Annotated in this window: 18 protein-coding genes and 6 tRNA genes; 15 read left to right on the top strand and 9 right to left on the bottom strand. The window is 71.7% G+C overall.

Annotated elements, in window-relative coordinates:
* Nucleotides 1-819: a TrmH family RNA methyltransferase gene (locus ACGH7X_RS07735; protein WP_399882920.1), complete on the top strand. Its 819-nt coding sequence runs from the start codon at nt 1-3 to the stop codon at nt 817-819.
* A gap of 40 nt (nt 820-859) precedes the next feature.
* Here ACGH7X_RS07735 and ACGH7X_RS07730 read toward each other — a convergent pair whose 3' ends face one another.
* Nucleotides 860-2,269, bottom strand: coding sequence for a protein kinase (locus tag ACGH7X_RS07730; RefSeq protein ID WP_399882918.1), 1,410 nt, complete (start codon nt 2,267-2,269; stop codon nt 860-862).
* A 588-nt stretch (nt 2,270-2,857) separates the two neighbouring features.
* Here ACGH7X_RS07730 and ACGH7X_RS07725 point away from each other — a divergent pair.
* The 3 genes from ACGH7X_RS07725 (at nt 2,858) to ACGH7X_RS07715 (ending at nt 4,564) form a co-directional block, all read left to right on the top strand.
* The gene (locus ACGH7X_RS07725; RefSeq protein ID WP_007443462.1) at nt 2,858-3,040 is read left to right on the top strand and encodes a hypothetical protein; all 183 of its coding nucleotides are present in this window, start codon (nt 2,858-2,860) and stop codon (nt 3,038-3,040) included.
* Between the two features lie 211 nt (nt 3,041-3,251).
* Nucleotides 3,252-4,181, top strand: coding sequence for a phosphotransferase (locus ACGH7X_RS07720; protein ID WP_399882915.1), 930 nt, complete (start codon nt 3,252-3,254; stop codon nt 4,179-4,181).
* A gap of 101 nt (nt 4,182-4,282) precedes the next feature.
* On the top strand, nt 4,283-4,564 hold the full coding sequence (locus tag ACGH7X_RS07715) for a zf-TFIIB domain-containing protein (protein WP_399882913.1): 282 nt from the start codon (nt 4,283-4,285) through the stop codon (nt 4,562-4,564).
* 84 nt (nt 4,565-4,648) lie between these two features.
* On the opposite strand, the gene ACGH7X_RS07710 is transcribed toward ACGH7X_RS07715, so the two are convergent.
* The 5 genes from ACGH7X_RS07710 to ACGH7X_RS07690 form a co-directional block, all read right to left on the bottom strand.
* Nucleotides 4,649-4,720: transfer RNA gene (locus tag ACGH7X_RS07710), tRNA-Val, on the bottom strand.
* Nucleotides 4,721-4,758: 38 nt separating this feature from the next.
* Nucleotides 4,759-4,830: transfer RNA gene (locus ACGH7X_RS07705), tRNA-Val, on the bottom strand.
* Between the two features lie 36 nt (nt 4,831-4,866).
* Nucleotides 4,867-4,938: transfer RNA gene (locus ACGH7X_RS07700), tRNA-Val, on the bottom strand.
* Nucleotide 4,939: 1 nt separating this feature from the next.
* A tRNA-Cys gene (locus ACGH7X_RS07695) sits at nt 4,940-5,013 on the bottom strand.
* Nucleotides 5,014-5,051: 38 nt separating this feature from the next.
* Nucleotides 5,052-5,124: transfer RNA gene (locus ACGH7X_RS07690), tRNA-Gly, on the bottom strand.
* Between the two features lie 177 nt (nt 5,125-5,301).
* On the opposite strand from ACGH7X_RS07690, the gene ACGH7X_RS07685 reads away from it, so the two are divergent.
* The 3 genes from ACGH7X_RS07685 to ACGH7X_RS07675 are packed head-to-tail and all read left to right on the top strand — an operon-like array spanning nt 5,302 to nt 8,048.
* Nucleotides 5,302-6,354, top strand: coding sequence for a chorismate-binding protein (locus ACGH7X_RS07685; protein WP_399882911.1), 1,053 nt, complete (start codon nt 5,302-5,304; stop codon nt 6,352-6,354).
* Nucleotides 6,351-7,172 (top strand): aminotransferase class IV, encoded by an 822-nt coding sequence (locus ACGH7X_RS07680; RefSeq protein WP_399882909.1) that lies wholly within the window; start codon nt 6,351-6,353, stop codon nt 7,170-7,172. The genes ACGH7X_RS07685 and ACGH7X_RS07680 overlap by 4 nt, the downstream gene beginning before the upstream one ends.
* Before the next feature lie 51 nt (nt 7,173-7,223).
* Nucleotides 7,224-8,048 carry a GNAT family N-acetyltransferase gene (locus tag ACGH7X_RS07675; RefSeq protein ID WP_399882907.1) on the top strand — a complete coding sequence of 275 codons (825 nt, stop codon included), beginning with the start codon at nt 7,224-7,226 and terminating at the stop codon, nt 8,046-8,048.
* A gap of 47 nt (nt 8,049-8,095) precedes the next feature.
* Here ACGH7X_RS07675 and ACGH7X_RS07670 read toward each other — a convergent pair whose 3' ends face one another.
* Nucleotides 8,096-8,620: a DsbA family protein gene (locus ACGH7X_RS07670; RefSeq protein ID WP_399882905.1), complete on the bottom strand. Its 525-nt coding sequence runs from the start codon at nt 8,618-8,620 to the stop codon at nt 8,096-8,098.
* A gap of 202 nt (nt 8,621-8,822) precedes the next feature.
* On the opposite strand from ACGH7X_RS07670, the gene ACGH7X_RS07665 reads away from it, so the two are divergent.
* Both ACGH7X_RS07665 and ACGH7X_RS07660 read left to right on the top strand, forming a co-directional pair.
* Complete coding sequence (locus ACGH7X_RS07665) at nt 8,823-9,281, top strand: hypothetical protein (RefSeq protein ID WP_399882903.1); 459 nt, start codon at nt 8,823-8,825, stop codon at nt 9,279-9,281.
* A 169-nt stretch (nt 9,282-9,450) separates the two neighbouring features.
* Nucleotides 9,451-9,630, top strand: a complete 180-nt coding sequence (locus ACGH7X_RS07660) for a hypothetical protein (RefSeq protein WP_399882901.1) — start codon at nt 9,451-9,453, stop codon at nt 9,628-9,630.
* A gap of 85 nt (nt 9,631-9,715) precedes the next feature.
* On the opposite strand, the gene ACGH7X_RS07655 is transcribed toward ACGH7X_RS07660, so the two are convergent.
* Entirely contained in the window at nt 9,716-10,276 is a 561-nt protein-coding gene (locus tag ACGH7X_RS07655; RefSeq protein ID WP_399882899.1) for a CGNR zinc finger domain-containing protein, read from the bottom strand.
* Nucleotides 10,277-10,554: 278 nt separating this feature from the next.
* Nucleotides 10,555-10,968, bottom strand: coding sequence for an SsgA family sporulation/cell division regulator (locus ACGH7X_RS07650; protein WP_004002642.1), 414 nt, complete (start codon nt 10,966-10,968; stop codon nt 10,555-10,557).
* Between the two features lie 191 nt (nt 10,969-11,159).
* Here ACGH7X_RS07650 and ACGH7X_RS07645 point away from each other — a divergent pair, with 191 nt between their 5' ends.
* From ACGH7X_RS07645 to ACGH7X_RS07620, 6 genes are all read left to right on the top strand, one after another.
* A complete protein-coding gene (locus ACGH7X_RS07645) occupies nt 11,160-11,612 on the top strand; it encodes a TIGR02611 family protein (protein WP_399882897.1) in 453 nt (150 codons plus the stop codon).
* A 78-nt stretch (nt 11,613-11,690) separates the two neighbouring features.
* Nucleotides 11,691-11,762: transfer RNA gene (locus tag ACGH7X_RS07640), tRNA-Val, on the top strand.
* Between the two features lie 400 nt (nt 11,763-12,162).
* A complete protein-coding gene (locus ACGH7X_RS07635; RefSeq protein ID WP_399882895.1) occupies nt 12,163-13,476 on the top strand; it encodes an ABC transporter substrate-binding protein in 1,314 nt (437 codons plus the stop codon).
* Nucleotides 13,476-14,474 (top strand): carbohydrate ABC transporter permease, encoded by a 999-nt coding sequence (locus tag ACGH7X_RS07630; RefSeq protein WP_399882893.1) that lies wholly within the window; start codon nt 13,476-13,478, stop codon nt 14,472-14,474. Before ACGH7X_RS07635 ends, ACGH7X_RS07630 begins: the two co-directional genes overlap by 1 nt.
* Nucleotides 14,471-15,388: a carbohydrate ABC transporter permease gene (locus tag ACGH7X_RS07625; RefSeq protein ID WP_399882891.1), complete on the top strand. Its 918-nt coding sequence runs from the start codon at nt 14,471-14,473 to the stop codon at nt 15,386-15,388. Before ACGH7X_RS07630 ends, ACGH7X_RS07625 begins: the two co-directional genes overlap by 4 nt.
* 12 nt (nt 15,389-15,400) lie before the next feature.
* The gene (locus ACGH7X_RS07620) at nt 15,401-16,000 is read left to right on the top strand and encodes a hypothetical protein (protein WP_399882889.1); all 600 of its coding nucleotides are present in this window, start codon (nt 15,401-15,403) and stop codon (nt 15,998-16,000) included.
* Nucleotides 16,001-16,071: the final 71 nt, after the last annotated feature.

Below are 16,071 nucleotides of genomic sequence, written 5' to 3'. Positions count from 1 at the left end.
ATGGGCGAACTCCTCACGATCGAGAACCCGGACGACCCGCGCCTGCACGACTACACGGGCCTGACCGACGTCGAACTGCGCCGCAGACGCGAACCCGCCGAGGGTCTGTTCATCGCCGAGGGCGAGAAGGTCATCAGACGGGCCGGCGAGGCGGGCTACACGATGCGCTCGATGCTGCTGTCCGCCAAGTGGGTCGACACCATGCGCGACGTCATCGACGAGGCCCCCGCCCCGGTGTACGTCGTCGACCCGGCGCTCGCCGAACGGGTCACCGGCTACCACGTGCACCGCGGCGCGCTGGCCTCGATGCAGCGCAAGCCCCTTCCCACCGTGGCGGACCTGCTGACGACCGCCCGCCGTGTCGTCGTCATGGAGTCCGTCAACGACCACACCAACATCGGCGCGATCTTCCGCTCCGCCGCCGCCCTCGGCATGGACGCGGTCCTGCTCTCCCCGGACTGCGCGGACCCCCTGTACCGGCGCAGCGTCAAGGTCTCGATGGGCGCGGTCTTCTCCGTGCCCTACGCCCGCCTCGACACCTGGCCGGCCGGTCTGGCGACGGTCCGCGAGGCGGGCTTCACGCTCCTCGCCCTCACCCCGGACGAGCGCGCCGAGCCCCTCGACGAGGTCGCCCCGCACCGCATGGACCGGGTGGCCCTCATGCTGGGCGCCGAGGGCAGCGGACTGTCCCGGCGCGCCCTGGCCGCGTCCGACGCGTGGGTCCGCATCCCGATGTCCCACGGCGTCGACTCCCTGAACGTGGGCGCGGCGGCGGCGGTCGCCTTCTACGCGGTGACGGCGGGACGCCCCCCGGCGTAGAACCCTCCCACCCGGCGGGCCGCCGGCGAAGCCCCGGCCGCTACAGTCCGCTCGCCCGCCACCCGGGGACCTCGTCCCGCACGTCCACCCGCTCCAGCTGCCGCGCTGCCCGTACGCCGTCCCGCTCGCCACCGAGGCCGCGGGACGGCCCCTGACAGCCCTGTGCGGCGGCGATACCCAGCGCCACCAGCAGCGTCACCACCACGAACACGAACAGGCGCTGCCGCAGCAGCCGCGGATTGGCGGGCCGCCGCCAGCCGCCCCCCGTGGTCCTCGGCGCCGGACGACCGGCCCCGCTGCGCGGCGCGGGACGACCGCCGCCGTTGGTGCGGGGGGTGTTCCGGCCGTTGCCGTTGCCGTCGCGGGAGACGGGCGTGGGCCTGGACGAGGACCGCCCTCCGGTGCCGCCGCCCCGCGAGGACGCGCCGCCGCGCGGCGTACCCGCGCCCCGGGGCGCGGGTCCCCGCGACCCCGACGTGTTCCTCGGTGCGGGAGTGCCCGGCGTGCCCGGCCGGCCCTGCGGGCGTCGCTGGGCCCGCTCCGGGTAGGTGTCGGCGAGCCGCCCCGTGGGCAGGTCCGCCTCGGCGCTGCGCGGCGCGGGCGGCCGTACGTCGGCCACGCCCTGGGCCTCCCGGGTGGCGATCTCCTTGAGCCGCAGCGACAGTTGCAGGGTGCTGGGCCGCTCCTCGGGATCCTTGGCCAGGCACGCCCGCACCAGCGGCGCCAGGGCGTCCGGGACGCCGTGCAGCTGCGCCTCCTCGTGCACCACGCGGTAGAGCATCACCTCGGAACTGCCGTGCCCGAAGGGCGAGTCGCCCATCGACGCGTACGCCAGCGTGGCCCCGAGCGAGAAGACGTCCGTCGCCGGTGTGACCGCGGCCCCGCGCACCTGCTCCGGCGCGAGGAACCCGGGGGAGCCGACCGCCGTGCCGACGTGGGTGAGCGTGGAGGCACCCGTCGCCCAGGCGATGCCGAAGTCGATGATCCGCGGCCCCTTCGGGGACAGCAGGATGTTGGACGGCTTCAGGTCCCGGTGCACCACCCCCGCCTCGTGCACCGCGACCAGACCCTCGGACAGCGCGGCGCCCACGGCCGCGACGTCGGCCGCGGCCAGCGGGCCTCCGTCGGCGACCTTGTCGTGCAGGGAAGGGCCGGGCACGTACTGCGTGGCGAACCAGGGACGGTCCGTCTCCAGGTCCGCGGCGACCAGCCGCGCGGTACAGCCGCCCCGGATGCGCCGGGCCGCCGAGACCTCGCGCGCGAACCGGGACCGGAACTCCTGGTCCTCGGCCAGGTCGGGCCGGATGACCTTCAGCGCGACCCGCTGCCCCTTCTTGTCGGAGCCCAGGTAGACCACGCCCATTCCACCCGCGCCGAGCCGCCTGTGAAGCCTGAACGAGCCGACGACGCGCGGGTCCTCGCGCCTCAGGCGCATCATCGCCATGTTCATCCCCGCTGCCCGGTCCCTGTGACGAGCCACAGCTTACGTTTCCCCGGCCGCCCGCGCGCAGAGGCCGCGCCCTCTCGGGACGACGGATTGTCAGTGCCCGGTGGGAGAGTTGAGGGGCGGTCAGCGAACGCGTGAGCGGGCCGGACCCGCATCGGCGGTGATCCCAACCGGCCGCCCCGGCGCGGGGATTGGACCGGCGCAGGACCTCCGGGTGGAGACGGCGGAAGACGCCTGGTCGGCGCCGCGCACCTCGGCCACGGTGGAGGGAGGAGTGGCGCACGGGGCGGGGACGGGGGCCTGCGGGGAGCAGGCCGAAGTGAGCGATGTCACCGGACAGCAAGGAGATACCGGGGCACGGTGGGCACCCCGTCCGGGAAGACCCCGAGACCTGGGACGCGGTCTCCACCCAGGGGAGTACTCGGCAGGTCATGGCTCATCCTCCGGGAGGCCCGGCAATCGGTACGAGGGCATGACGTCCGGCGATCGCCGGACGCATAGATTTGAGGTCAAGCGGCGGGTGCAGCACTCGTCCCCCGAGGTCAGACACCCGCCGCTGCACGAGACAACGAAACGGTCAGGAGAGGGACCATGGCCCAGACGGTTCCGCGGACGCTGGTCCGCACACGGGAAAGCCGCCGTCAGGGCCGCCGCCACCCCGCGGTGGCGACGCTCATGGCCCTTCCCCTGGCGGTCCTGCTCCTCCTCGTCTTCGACGGGTGGGAGACAGTGGCCACACAGGCGTCGTCCGTGGGTGTGGTGCTGGGGCGCTGAGCGGCGACCCCAGGCCCGGAAGAGCGGTCCGGGCGGGGACATCCATCCATGAAACCCCGTGGGGACGGGGGTGCGGCGGACGGCAAAATGCCGGCGCAGCTGGGGAGCTGCGCCGGCATTGCTTTTGCCGCCACGAGCCCGCGGCCGTCCCCGGGCCCCCGGAGACGGCCGCGCGGACGGCTGCCGCACACCCCCTGCGTACCCTCACCACGTGACAACGGACGCCCTCCTCCCCGCCCTCAAGGCCCGCGTCAGGGAAACGGCCCACGCCCACGCCCCGGCCTGTCCCTGCGGCGCGGCCACCCTCGCCGACCGCCCCGACGCCACCGTCGTCCGCCACGCGGGCACCGTCGCCAAGGCCCACGCGGCGGACGCCGACCCCGCCGGGCTGTCCCGCCGTGTCACCGTCGCCGCCCGGCTCCCCGGCGTACTCCTGCCCCCGCTGGCCCCGACCCCCGTCCTCCTGCACGGGCGGCTCGTCACCTACTGGCCCTACGGCGCCCCGGTGGACCCCGACGATCCGGACGCGGCGCCGTGGGAGGCCGCCGCCGGTCTGCTCGCCCGCCTCCACCGCACCACGCCCCCCACGGCCGTACCCGCGATGCGCGGCCCCGCCAAAGCGGCCCAGGCCCTCACCCGCCTCCGGGGCACCGCACCCCACCACCCGGCCACCGCGCCCGTACTGGCGGCCTGGGCCGCTCTCCCCGCCTGGGCGCGCGGCGAGGGCGCCATGCCGGACACGACCACCCTCTGCCACGGCGACCTCCACCTCGGCCAGCTCATACGCCACCCCGCCCCCGAAGGGCCCTGGCTGCTCATCGACGTCGACGACCTCGGCACCGGCGTCCCGGCCTGGGACCTGGCCCGCCCGGCGGCCTGGTACGCCTGCGGACTCCTCCCGCCCGACGAGTGGCACCGCTTCCTGACCGCCTACCGCGCCGCCGGCGGACCCGCAGTCCCCGCCGACGGCGACCCCTGGCCCGCCCTGGACGTCCCGGCCCGCGCCCTCACCGCGCAGACCGCCGCCCGGGCCGTCACCAAGGCGGCCCGGGCGGACCGGCCGCTGGACGAGGTGGAGCGGTCCCTGGTCGACGCCTGCGCGCGGATGGCCGGCGTCCGGCCCCGCGCCCCGCGGAGTTGAGCCGAAGTTCCGCGAAGTAGGGTGCAACCGACCTGCGGCCGGACAGAGTCTGTCCTGGCGATACGCGAAGCAGGACCGACCGGCGAGGAGTTGAGCCGAGCATGCAGTGCCCCAAGTGTCACGCACCGATGCACACCTACAACCGCAACGGCGTTCAGATCGAGCAGTGCAGCGGCTGCCGCGGCATCTTTCTCGACTACGGCGAGCTGGAGTCGCTGACCCGCCTGGAGGCCCAGTGGTCCCAGCCCGCTCCGCCGCCGCCCGCCGCGCCGCAGGCGTACCCGGCCGCTCAGGCTCCGGCCTGGGGCGCTCCGCACGGCGGCCACGGTCACTACGGCCACCACCGTCAGAAGGGCTTCGGGCGCATGCTCTTCTCCAGCTGACCCACGGTGTGCGGGCTCGTCCGGACGAGCCCGCACACGACGAAGCCCCCGGCCGTACGAGACGGCCGGGGGCTTCGGGCGGTGTGGACGATACTGGGATTGAACCAGTGACCTCTTCCGTGTCAGGGAAGCGCTCTCCCGCTGAGCTAATCGTCCTGGGAGTGATGCGAGTGCAGCGTGATACGTGTGCGGCGTGCGCGATACTGGGATTGAACCAGTGACCTCTTCCGTGTCAGGGAAGCGCTCTCCCGCTGAGCTAATCGCGCGGAGATCCATACGGATCGGTGATCCTTGCGGACCAGTGGACGATACTGGGATTGAACCAGTGACCTCTTCCGTGTCAGGGAAGCGCTCTCCCGCTGAGCTAATCGTCCTTGGAGGTGGAGACGGGATTTGAACCCGTGTAGACGGCTTTGCAGGCCGTTGCCTCGCCTCTCGGCCACTCCACCAGGAGTGTAGAGGACCCGGGAGGTCCTCTGTTCCCGCGAGCGGACGACGAGGTTCGAACTCGCGACCTCAACCTTGGCAAGGTTGCGCTCTACCAACTGAGCTACGTCCGCCTGTCGGTGCGGCCCGCTCGCGCGGCCCGGCGACGTGATGAACTCTAGCGGATTCCGGGGCCAGCACAAAAACGCGTTTGTGCAGCGTGCTGCGGTGCGTACGGTCGCGAACCTGGTCAGGGCACCCGGAAGGACACGTTCGGGTCACCTCGGGGACACCGGCCTAGACTCGGTCACGTGCTCGACCTCCCTCCCCTCGCCCGCTTCGGCGACCGTCTCGCCACCCGTCTCCTCGACGTCACGAGCGATCCCGCGGCCCTCGACTCCGAGGGTTTCTGGGCCGTCAGTGCCGACTTCGAGGGCGGTCTGACCTGCGCACGCTTCGCGGACGTACGGACGGAGCCGGTGCCGGCGCCCACGCCGGGAAGGTGGCGGGGTCCCGCCGTCGATGACTGGACGTCCTCCCTCGAACACGCCGCGTACATCACCGCCGTACGGCGCATCCGCGAGCACATAGCCGCCGGCGAGGTCTACCAGGCCAACCTCTGCCGGGTGCTCTCGGCGCCCGTCGACCCCGACGCCGACGTGGACGCGCTCACCGCCCTGCTGGCCCGCGGCAACCCGGCGCCGTACGCCGGCACGATCCGGCTGCCGGGGCACGGCGTGGAGATCGCCACCGCGTCGCCCGAGCTGTTCGTGCGCCGGGACGGCCGGACCGTCGAGTCCGGGCCGATCAAGGGCACCGGGCGGACCGAGGCCGACCTCCTGGAGAAGGACTACGCCGAGAACGTGATGATCGTGGACCTGGTCCGCAACGACCTCGGACGGGTCTGCGCCACGGGCAGCGTGACGGTGCCGGACCTGTGCGCGCTCGAGAAGCACCCGGGCCTCGTGCACCTGGTCTCCGCGGTGCGCGGCGAACTGTGCGCGGGCGCCGGCTGGCCGGACCTGCTCGACGCGGCCTTCCCGCCCGGGTCCGTCACCGGCGCGCCCAAGACCAGCGCCCTGCGGATCATCGACGCGCTGGAGACCGCGCCGCGCGGCCCCTACTGCGGCGGCATCGGCTGGGTCGACGCCGACCGGGGCACCGGAGAGCTGGCCGTGGGCATCCGAACCTTCTGGATCGACCGGGCCGCGTCCAGGCTGCGCTTCGGCACCGGCGCCGGCATCACCTGGGGCTCCGACCCCGAGGGCGAGTGGCGGGAGACCGAACTGAAGGCGTCCCGGCTTCTCGCGGTAGCGTCGGGGGCGTACGAGGTGAACGGAAGTGGAGAGGCGCTGACGACGTGAAGATCTGGCTCGACGGTGGGCTCACGGACATCGAGTCCGCCCGCGTCTCCGTCCTCGACCACGGGCTGACCGTGGGCGACGGCATCTTCGAGACCGTGAAGACGGTGGACGGCAGGCCGTTCGCGCTGACCCGGCACCTGGACCGGCTGACCCGCTCGGCCCGCGGCCTGGGCCTGCCCGACCCCGACCTCGACGAGGTGCGCCGCGCCTGCGCCGCCGTCATCGACGCCGGCCCGATGCCGCTGGGCCGGCTGCGCATCACCTACACCGGCGGCCACGGCCCGCTCGGCTCCGACCGCGGCGAGCACGGCCCGACCCTCGTCGTCGCCCTCGGCGAGACCGGCCGGCGCCCCGACTCCACCGCCGTGATCACCGTGCCGTGGACCCGCAACGAGCGCGGCGCGGTCACCGGCCTGAAGACCACCTCCTACGCCGAGAACGTCGTCGCCCTGGCCCGCGCCCGCGAACGGGACGCCTCGGAGGCGCTGTTCGGCAACACGGTGGGGCAGCTGTGCGAGGGCACCGGGTCGAACGTCTTCGTCGTCCTCGACGGTGAGATCCACACCCCGCCCCTCGCCTCCGGCTGCCTCGCCGGGATCACCCGCGCGCTGGCCGCCGAGTGGACCGGAGCCCGCGAGAGCGACCTCCCGCTGGACGTCCTGGACCGCGCCGACGAGGTGTTCCTGACCTCCACACTGCGCGACGTACAGGCCGTGCACCGCGTCGACGACCGCGAACTGCCGGGCGCCCCGGGACCGGTGACCGCCAAGGCCATGCGGATCTTCGAGGAGCGGTCCGGGAACGACCTGGACCCGTAACCCGCCGATATTCGGCTGCCGTTCCCGCCCGCGCTGGGTAGAACTGCCGTGATGACCACGACCCTGCGGCCGACCGAGCCGCTCCAGCGCGCCGCCGACGGGACGCGTTCGCGCCACTACCAGGTGTGCGTGAACAGCCGACCCGTCGGCGTGCTGCACCTCGGTACCTCGCCCGCCCTCGGCGACTCGGTGGCCGTGATCCGCCGGCTGCACATCGACGAGCCGGACCGCCGGCGCGGCCGGGGCACGGTGGCCGCGCTCGCCGCCGAGGAGGTCGCGCGCGGCTGGGGCTGCCGGCAGATCGAGACGGCCGTCGCCGGGGACGCCGAGGCGGGCGTGCGGCTCGCGCAGGCGCTCGGCTACGTCCTGCGCAACCGCGGCATGACCAAGCCGCTCGGCGACACCCCGCCCGCCCTGCCCGCGGGCAGCCGGGCACGGCCCATGACACCGGACGACTTCGCCGCCTGGCTCGCGCACGAGTCGGAGCAGTACGCCCGGACCTGGATCGAGCGGGGCGTGCCCGAGGCCGAGGCGTACGCGAAGGCCCGCCGCGATCACGAGACGCTGCTGCCCCGGGGGCCGGCCACCGAGGACATGCTGTTCAGCGTGCTGGAGCACGAGGGCGAGCGGGTCGGCGTCCTGTGGCTCGCACTGCGGGAGGACCGGGCCTTCGTCTTCGACGTCGAGGCCGACGCGGCCCACCGGGGCCGGGGCCACGGCCGCACCCTGATGCTGGTGGCCGAGGGGCAGGCGATCACCGCCGGCCGCTCGCAGATCGGCCTCAACGTCTTCGCGGGGAACACCGCGGCCGAGCGGCTCTACGAGTCACTCGGCTACGAAACCACGCGGTACACGTACTACAAGCCGCTGCAGTAGCGGCTTGTAGTACGTGTACCTGGCCGTTGCGGGGTCCGGTGCGCCCTTCAGTCCCGCTGCCCGGCCAGCAGCCGGTCCGCGATCTCCTCGACGCGCTCGCGCAGCCCTTCCTGGCTCTTGCCGCCGTCGAGGCGCTCGCCGCCGATCACGTACGTGGGGGTGCCGGTCACGCCGATGGCCTTGCCCTCGGCCTGGTCGGCGTCGACGATCAGGATGTGCCGGCCGTCGATGAGCGCCGTGTCGAACTCCTCCGCGTCCAGTCCCAGTTCCCGGGCCACCTCCACCAGGAGCGGTTCGCCCGCACGGTCCAGCTCCGCGACCCGGTCCAGGACGGCCTCGGCGTACGGCCAGCCCATGCCCTGGGCGACGGCCTCCTCGGCGGCCTGCGCGGCGGCGAAGGCGTGCTTGTGCTTCTCCAGCGGGAAGTGCCGCAGCCGGACCTCCAGGCGGTCGCCGTACCGGGCGCGCAGGGCACGGAGATCTTCCAAAGCGGTGTGGCAGTCCGGGCACTGGAGCTCGCACCAGACGTCGAGGACGGGCGCGGCGGGGCGGGCGGGGGAGGAGTCACTCATGCCCCCATCCTCCCAGCCCACAAGGCCGCACCCCAACCGGCGTCGTACGCCGTTCACAACACCTGGGGTGGAGCCGACCCTGAGAGCCGACCCCTAGATCTCCCTGATCTCCGTCCCCCGGCATGGCCTCTCGGCGTCCGGGCGGTGCAGGATGGAAGGGACGAAGTACTCATGCGCGACCGAGCCCAGCCTGGAGGACCGGATGATTGCCGAGACCGTCTGTTCCGCGGTGTCCGCGGCGGGCCTGGGCATCGCGGCGGTCACCGCGTACCGCAAGCGTTTTCTCGCCGCCGCCCGCATCGCCGCCTACTCACTGGTCCCGATCGGCCTGGTGATGACCGGAGTCGTGGAGTGGCTGGCCGACACCGCCTTCAGCCCCGTGGCCTGGGCCGGCTTCGGAGTGCTCGGCGTGGCCTGGGTGCTCTTCATGACGACCCGCGCCGTGGAGCGCCGCCGCGGCGGCACCCGCAAGGAGCGCAAGGCGGCCAGGGCCGCCGCACAGCGCGACGCGGTGGCGCCGGCGGCCTCCGCGCCCTCCCTCGGCGCGGGCGCCCGCCCGGCCGCCGAGCCCGCGCCCCCGTCCCGGCCGGCGAAGGCGTCCCGCGGTGGTGAGGAGGACTTCAGCGACATCGAGGCCATCCTCAAGAAGCACGGGATATGAAGTCCGTCGCCGCTGATGCGGACTGAAACGACACAGCGGTCCCAGGCCGACAGAGCGCGCTCCGGAATGATCACGATCCGACCGGAGATTGCGACATTCAACGAACTCCCGGTCTTTACGGGCGTGTTGATCGCGTAGACCCCGTCCGCTGAGTCATCATCGCGGCGAGATGCCGGACACCACTCAGCTGGATCCCCAGCTGGACACGAGACAGAGCGAAACCGCGCGGGTGCAGGACGAACCACGCGGCTGCCTCTTCGCCCTTTCCCAGCCACCGCTCATGATCTTCCTTGCGGTGATCGGGTGTCTGCTGCTCATGGCTTCGTTGCACGATCTGCTGTTGCTGTGAGCCGTACCCGCGCTCCCCGGCGCCACCCGCCGGGGGCCGCGTCGCCCTCAAGACATCTGCACGAGCGCCGTCCGCAGAGGTGGCGTCAGCCCGCCGCCTCCTTGCGCCGGGCCCGGTAGGCGGCCACGTGCAAACGGTTTCCGCAGGTGCGGCTGTCGCAGTACCGCCGCGAGCGGTTGCGGGAGAGGTCGACGAAGGCGCGCCGGCAGTCGGGGGCCTCGCACCGCCGCAGCCGCTCCTGCTCCCCGGCGACCACGAAGAACGCCAGCGCCATCCCGCAGTCGGCGGTCAGGTGGTCCGCGACGGAGGCGCCGGGCGCGAAGTAGTGGATGTGCCAGTCGTAGCCGTCGTGGTCGGTGAGCCGGGGCGTCGTGCCGGCCGCCGCGACCAGGTCGTTGATCAGCCCTGCCGCGGTCCGGGCGTCGGGGGCGGCGAAGACCGCCGCGAACCGCCCACGGATCCTGCGCACCGCCGAGAGATCGAGCTCCGAGAGCACTCCGACGTCGCTGATGTCGTGCGTTCCCACGAATTCCTGGAGGGCCGCGAGGTCCGCCAGCCCGTCCGGAGCCGCTTCGTCCTCCGGCACGGTGTTCACCAGATCCACCACGGTGTCGAGCGCGCACCGGGTGTCGTGGGTGATCAGCACGTTTCGCTCCCTGGCCTGGGGGTCGGGCGGGCGCCCGCCGATGCTGGCCGATGGTAGTGGCTCGCGCGGCGGGCGAACCGGCCGCGAGCCGGTCCCGGTCGTCGGTTGCCCCTACAACGGCGGCAGGCCCGCCTTCGTTCCCCGTCGCCGCGCACGCAGCGGCGCCGCCGCCGCGGAGATCCGCGGCGACGACGCCGGTGTGTGCCGTATGCGGTTGTCCGGGCCCGTGCCGTCACCCCGAGTCGACGGCGACGGGCGGCTTCACGCGGGGCCCCGCCCTAGCTTTCCGCCAGGATGTGCGAGAGCTCCTGATCGAGATCGAAGTGCCGGTGTTCCGTGCCGGGGGGCACGGCGGCGTCTGTGCGCTTCAGGAAGGACTCCAGGGCCCGCGCCGGGGCCTCGAGCAGTGCCTCGCCCTCCGGGGAGCTGAGAGCGATGCACACGACGCCCTGGCCGTGACTGCGGGACGGCCAGACACGGACGTCGCCCGTGCCGGTGGGGCGGTGGAGACCTTCGGCGAGGAGGTCGCGGGCGAACACCCACTCGACGGTCTCCTCGGCTCCGGTGTGGAAGGTGGCGTGCACGGCGTAGGGGTCGGCCGTGTCGTACCGCAGGCCTGCGGGGACAGGCAGGGAGGACTCGCTCGACACAACGAGGCGCAGGTGCAGCTCGCAGCTGACCGTGGTGTTCATAAGCGCCAGGGCCTTTCGCTCAGTGTGCGCTCGGGGATTCGCACGTCGGCGAAATCGACATGCCACCTACGGTGCCGTTGTAAACCCCTCTGAGTGTTTTGCGTGTGTTTACGTAGCTCTTCCGGCCGAGAGATCGTTCGGGTCGTGCGCCCATTCCGGTGACAGGTTTCGCTCCGGTAGTGTTTGGCCGTATGAACACGGGGAGTAACAAGCCGGGCGAGGCGGCCGTGGCGGCAGACCGTACGGGGACGGACGAGGCCACGGCCGAGCGCGCGCTCGGTTCGCGGGCACCGGAATTCATCAAGGCGCGCCGTGCGCTGCACATCAGCTGGCAGGTCGGCGTCTTCATCGTCGGCCTGGCGGTCGTGGTGGCCGGCGTGGCCATGCTGGTGCTGCCCGGACCGGGCTGGGTCGTGATCTTCGGCGGCATGGCGATCTGGGCGACCGAGTTCGTCTGGGCCCAGCTGGTGCTGCGCTGGACCAAGCGCAAGGTCACCGAGGCGGCGCAGCGTGCCCTCGATCCGAAGGTGCGGCGGCGGAACATCATCCTGACCTCGATCGGTGTGGTGATCATCGCCGTGCTGGCCGGGATCTACCTGTGGAAGTTCGGCCTCCAGATGCCCTGGAAGATCAAGGACCAGTGATCGTCCACGGGGGTGCGCCGTCGCGGCCCCCGCTGGTCATGGGCGTGCCTGACATGGGGTAATGTTCTTCCTGCGTCCGGGCGATTAGCTCAGTGGGAGAGCGCTTCGTTCACACCGAAGAGGTCACTGGTTCGAACCCAGTATCGCCCACCGGATCATCAGGCGGCCCGGCTCACGATCGTGAGCCGGGCCGCCTTGTCGTGCGGTGCGCCCGGCAGCCCGTCCCCGGGCGCCCGAAGGGCCCGCGGGGTGCCCGAAGGGCTCGCGCGGCCGTTCCGCTTCTGCTCGCGTTCATTCAACCGTGACCTTCGGTGCCGCGGCCCGTCACGGGCCCCACGGCGTTCGGCCCGTCGGTCGCGCCGCGCCGACCTGGGTGTTCTCCGGGCCGCCGAACAGCGCGTCCGGGTGGGGCGTCCAAGCAGGTCCTGGCCCGCGCCCATCAATTCCTGTCCGAATCATTGACGCGCCTCCGGGCCCTCCGTACCTTGTGCCAGCAAGCGCTTACTTGAAACGATTCATGAGGCGGACGCGACGTCGCGGGGAGGCTCGTATGCAGCAGGGCGGGAATGCGAAGAGGGCGGCGGAGAGGCAGACCGGGAGGCGGACGGTCCTCAAGGCGGCCGGGGCCTCGCTGGCCGTCGCGGGGCTGGGCGCCACGGCCACCGCGTGCGGCGGCGGCAGCGGCTCGGGAGACGGAACGGTGACGATCCGTTACTCCTGGTGGGGTGCCGAGGACCGGGCGGAACGCATCAACAAGACCATCGCGCTCTTCGAGAAGAAGTATCCGAAGATCAAGGTCAAGACCGACTTTCAGCCGTACACCGACTTCTGGAAGAAGTTCAACACACAGGCCTCCGGGGGGAATCCACCGGACGTCTTCCAGAATGCCATTGGTTTTCTCCGGAAATACGATGCCAAGAATGTCCTGCTCGATCTGAGCGAGCAGGTCAAGGCGGGAAACCTCGCCATGGACGGTTTCCGCGCGGGTCTGGAGAAGTTCGGCGAGATCGACGGCAAACTCCTCGGCGTGCCCGTCGGTTCGAACTCGATGGCCCTGGTCATCGACAAGCCCGTCTACACCCGGGCCGGCGTCAAGCCCGAACAGGGCTGGACGTGGGACGACTTCGACGAGGCGATGACGAAGATCCGCGACAAGACGGGCCGGGCCGGCGACAGCGGCATGTACGGCGTCATGTACCTCTACGACCTGTACCTGCGTCAGAACGGCAAGGCCTTCTTCACCGAGGACGGACTCGGCTTCACCGAGGCGGACCTGACCACGTGGTGGACCAAGGCGGAGAAGGGTGTGAAGTCCGGACTCTTCGCCGACGCCAAGAAGGTCGCCCAGATCAAGCCCAAGTCGGCCCTGTCCGCGGAACTCGCCGGCAGCGAGTTCACCTGGGACAACTTCACCGTCCGCTACACCTCCGAGGGCAAGAGCGAGTACGGACTCGCGCCGATCCCCACCACGGACGGCAAGCGGACCGGCCAGTACCTCGGCTCGCTGATGCTCAGCGGCTACAAGCGCACCGAGCACCCGAAGGAAGTCGCCCAGTTCATCGACTTCATGGTGCACGACCCCGAGGTCGCCAAGATCATGGGCTATGACCGCGGTGTCCCCACGACGCAGGCCCAGTACGACGCGTACCGGCCGACCGACCCGGTCAACAAGGCCATCGCCGCCTACGAGGAGTCGCTCGTCGAGGCGGGCGTCCTGGAGGAGATCACCCCGCACCCGAACGGGGCCGACATCTGCGAGGCCGCGTTCCTGCGCATCGCCGAGGAGATGGCGCTCGGCTCCCGGTCGGTCGACGACGCCGTCAAGCAGTTCTTCACCGAGTCGAAGACGGCTCTCGTCGGCTGATGGGAAGCGCCGTGACACACGCCCCCGCGATGGAGGGGCTGCGGGACTCCGAGCCGCGGCACGGTCCGCACAAGTCCCCGCGCCCCGCCGAACTGAAGCGGCGGGGCCGCCGGGAGAACCTGGCCGGCTACCTCTTCATGTCCCCCTGGATCGCCGGATTCCTGCTGCTGACCGCGGGACCGATGGTCGCCTCGCTCTACTTCGCGTTCACCGACTACAACCTGTTCGACGCCCCCAGGTGGATCGGCCTGGACAACTTCTCCGAGATGTTCGGCGACCCGCGCTGGCGCCACTCGGTCCGGATCACCCTGTGGTACGTCGTGGTCGGCACGCCGATCAAGCTGATCGCGGCGCTCGGGGTCGCGCTGCTGCTGGCGCAGAAGCGGCGCGGTCAGGCCTTCTACCGGGCCGCCTTCTACGCGCCGTCCCTGATCGGTGCGAGCGTGTCCATCGCGATCGTGTGGAAGGCGATCTTCACGGACGACGCGATCGTCGACCGTACGCAGCAGTTCTTCGGGCTCGACGCCGGCGGCTGGACCGGCGACCCGGAGCTGATCATCTACAGCCTGGTGGCGCTGACCGTCTGGCAGTTCGGCGCCCCCATGGTCATCTTCCTGGCCGGCCTCAAGCAGGTGCCGCGCGAGCTGTACGAGGCGGCCGACGTCGACGGGGCGGGCAAGCTGCGGCAGTTCTGGAACATCACTCTGCCGATGATCTCCCCCGTCCTCTTCTTCAACGTCCTGCTGGAGACCATCCACTCCTTCCAGATCTTCAGCTCCGCCTACATCGTCGGTGGCGGCGCCGGAGGCAACGCCTGCGGTCCCGCGGACGGCACGATGGTCTACACCTGCTACCTGTACGTCCAGGGCTTCGAGAACAGCCGCATGGGCCTGGCCTCCGCCATGGCGTGGATGCTGCTCGTCGCGGTCGCCCTGGTCACCGCGGTGCTGTTCTGGTCCCAGAAGCGCTGGGTGCACTACGAGGAGGGCGGCCGATGAGCGCGCAGGCCACCGACGTCACGCCGGCCACCGACGGCGCGCCCGCCCCGTCCCCGTCCCCCAAGGCGGCCGCGCTCCGGCGCAGACTGCCCGGGTCGCTCGCCTGGCACCTCGGCTCGCTGGCGATCCTCGCCGTGATCCTCTACCCGGTGCTCTGGGTGATCGGCGGCTCCTTCAAGGAGAGCGGCGACATCGTCGGCAGCCTGGACCTCTTCCCGGGCGACCCGATCACCTCCAACTACACGAGCCTCGCCGACGGCATCGCGGACATCTCGATCTCCACCTTCTTCCTCAACTCGCTCTTCCTCGCGATCGGTTCGGTGATCGGGATCGTCGTGTCCTGCTCGCTGACCGCGTACGCCTTCGCCAAGATCAGGTTCGCCGGCCGCAACCTGCTGTTCACGCTGATGATCGGCACCCTGCTGCTGCCGTACCACGTGCTGCTGATCCCGCAGTACGTGCTCTTCCGCAACATGGACCTGATCAACACCTACACCCCGCTCCTGCTGGGCAAGTACCTGGCCACCGAGGCGTTCTTCGTCTTCCTGATGGTGCAGTTCATGCGCAACCTGCCCAGGGAACTGGACGAGGCGGCCCGCCTCGACGGCTGCGGGCACCTGCGCATCTACTGGTCGATCGTGCTTCCGCTGTGCCGGCCGGCCCTGATCACCAGCGCGATCTTCACCTTCATCAACTCCTGGAACGACTTCATGGGCCCGCTGATCTACCTCAACGAGCCGAGCAAGTACACCGTCTCCCTCGGCCTGAAGATGTTCGTGGACCAGGAGGGGCTGGCGAACTACGGCGGCATGATCGCCATGTCACTCGTCGCCCTGCTGCCCGTCCTCGCCTTCTTCCTGGCCTTCCAGCGCTATCTGATCGACGGCATGGCGACGTCCGGGCTGAAGGGCTGAGGTGAACCGATCATGACCGAGGCGCGTGCCGAGGCCCGTCCGGAGCCGGGGGGGTCCCGGCTCGCCCAGGGCTTCGCCCTGTTCGCCGAGTGCCTGCTCACCGGCGTGTGGATCGCGGTGGCCGCGCTGCCGCTGGTCACCTACCCCGCCGCCTTCGCGGCCGGCGCACGGCACCTCGGGCGCCGGCTGGCCCACGAGAGCGGCGGCTGGCGGGAGTTCGTGGCCGACTACCGGGCGGCGGTGCGCCGCGGGTGGCTCGTCGGGGTCGCCGGGTGGATCGCCCTGGCCGCGGTGTGGGTGGACGTGCAAGCAGTACGCAGCGGCCTGCCGGGTGGCCCGCTCGTCGGCGCCGTCGGGGTGCTCGCCCTGATCGGCGCCGCCGTGGCCGGGCTGCGCGCGGCGGCGGCCTGGCGGCCCGGCTCCTCCTGGCGGGCCCTGCTCGCGGGGGCGGGCCGCCGCACCGTGCTCGACCCCGCCGGTTCCTTCCTGATCGTCGGCGGCCTGGCCGTCGTGGCCTGCTCCGCCTGGTTCAGCGCTCCGCTGGCCGTCGCCGTCCTGGGCGCCGTCGCCGCGGCGGCCGTCGCCGTGGAGGAGCGCTACCGGCGGCGCTGACGGGCGGCGCTTCCGTACCGGTCCGGCGCTCCGGTGCCGTGCTCTTGCTGTCATGCCCTTGACATCCCTGC

This window comes from Streptomyces sp. BBFR51, from assembly GCF_044591655.1.
Classification (GTDB): Bacteria; Actinomycetota; Actinomycetes; order Streptomycetales; family Streptomycetaceae; genus Streptomyces.
The sequence above is the reverse complement of the archived record's forward strand: the minus strand, read 5'-3'. Positions and strand labels throughout refer to the sequence as shown.

What these genes read in the sequence shown, in the direction of transcription:
- ACGH7X_RS07735 (WP_399882920.1), top strand. Translation starts at nt 1, where the DNA reads ATGGGCGAACTCCTCACGATCGAGAACCCGGACGACCCGCGCCTGCAC.
- ACGH7X_RS07675 (WP_399882907.1), top strand. Translation starts at nt 7,224, where the DNA reads ATGACCACGACCCTGCGGCCGACCGAGCCGCTCCAGCGCGCCGCCGAC.
- ACGH7X_RS07730 (WP_399882918.1), bottom strand. Translation starts at nt 2,269, where the DNA reads ATGAACATGGCGATGATGCGCCTGAGGCGCGAGGACCCGCGCGTCGTC.
- ACGH7X_RS07635 (WP_399882895.1), top strand. Translation starts at nt 12,163, where the DNA reads ATGCAGCAGGGCGGGAATGCGAAGAGGGCGGCGGAGAGGCAGACCGGG.
- ACGH7X_RS07650 (WP_004002642.1), bottom strand. Translation starts at nt 10,968, where the DNA reads ATGAACACCACGGTCAGCTGCGAGCTGCACCTGCGCCTCGTTGTGTCG.
- ACGH7X_RS07670 (WP_399882905.1), bottom strand. Translation starts at nt 8,620, where the DNA reads ATGAGTGACTCCTCCCCCGCCCGCCCCGCCGCGCCCGTCCTCGACGTC.
- ACGH7X_RS07630 (WP_399882893.1), top strand. Translation starts at nt 13,476, where the DNA reads ATGGGAAGCGCCGTGACACACGCCCCCGCGATGGAGGGGCTGCGGGAC.
- ACGH7X_RS07725 (WP_007443462.1), top strand. Translation starts at nt 2,858, where the DNA reads ATGGCCCAGACGGTTCCGCGGACGCTGGTCCGCACACGGGAAAGCCGC.
- ACGH7X_RS07660 (WP_399882901.1), top strand. Translation starts at nt 9,451, where the DNA reads ATGCCGGACACCACTCAGCTGGATCCCCAGCTGGACACGAGACAGAGC.
- ACGH7X_RS07645 (WP_399882897.1), top strand. Translation starts at nt 11,160, where the DNA reads ATGAACACGGGGAGTAACAAGCCGGGCGAGGCGGCCGTGGCGGCAGAC.
- ACGH7X_RS07625 (WP_399882891.1), top strand. Translation starts at nt 14,471, where the DNA reads ATGAGCGCGCAGGCCACCGACGTCACGCCGGCCACCGACGGCGCGCCC.
- ACGH7X_RS07665 (WP_399882903.1), top strand. Translation starts at nt 8,823, where the DNA reads ATGATTGCCGAGACCGTCTGTTCCGCGGTGTCCGCGGCGGGCCTGGGC.
- ACGH7X_RS07620 (WP_399882889.1), top strand. Translation starts at nt 15,401, where the DNA reads ATGACCGAGGCGCGTGCCGAGGCCCGTCCGGAGCCGGGGGGGTCCCGG.
- ACGH7X_RS07715 (WP_399882913.1), top strand. Translation starts at nt 4,283, where the DNA reads ATGCAGTGCCCCAAGTGTCACGCACCGATGCACACCTACAACCGCAAC.